The following is a 621-nucleotide window of genomic DNA, read 5'->3' as shown; positions in this document are numbered from 1 at the left end:
CACATTAAAGTATGCAACTTTAAATCCCTGTGCACATGCATGATGCCCTAAGGCTGATGATATAAAGCTTTTACCACATCCTGTGGCACCAGTAATCAGTACTGATTCTCCATTGGAGATATAGTCCCCAGAAGCCAATGTGGATATTAACGATTTATCCAATCCTCTGGATGCATCATATTTTAATTCTTCCAATGAAGCCTGATATCTAAAACGAGCCGTTTTTCTGAGCCGGTCAAAACGACGATTCTCTCTGTCTTGAAGTTCTGCCTGCAAAAGGATTTCAAGGCCTTCATTCAATGATAGGTCATTGTTTTTACGGGTTTCCCAGAGAGCTGTCCAGCTTTTCTTACATCCATAAAGGCGTAATTGAGATAATTGATTTTCAATAATTTCCATTATTTTAAAATTTAAATGATAATTGATTATTGTAATATTCTTTTCCTCTGATGTTATTATGTTGAGGAAGATCTTTTTGAGGATCCTGTTGAGAGGATTCAGTCATTTTATTTTTGATAATATTCATCACAAATCCATAACTGTAATTTTGATTGTCGATAGCTATCTGACAGGCTTTATTAAACGTATCGACCGGGGTATTTTTACACAAACTAAACAGCC

General features: G+C 35.7%; 1 protein-coding gene and 1 pseudogene. Both read right to left on the bottom strand.

What is annotated here, in order from left to right; translation table 11 throughout:
• The coding region (locus OM075_RS25375) for an ATP-binding protein (protein WP_301193359.1) at positions 1-399 on the bottom strand (399 nt) is incomplete at its 3' end.
• Positions 400-403: 4 nt separating this feature from the next.
• Positions 404-621, bottom strand: a pseudogene (locus tag OM075_RS25370) (hypothetical protein); the annotation flags it as partial.

Source organism: Plebeiibacterium sediminum (assembly GCF_026013605.1).
In the GTDB taxonomy this organism is placed as follows: Bacteria; Bacteroidota; Bacteroidia; order Bacteroidales; family Marinilabiliaceae; genus Saccharicrinis; species Saccharicrinis sediminus.
This window is presented reverse-complemented; position numbering and strand designations above follow the sequence as displayed.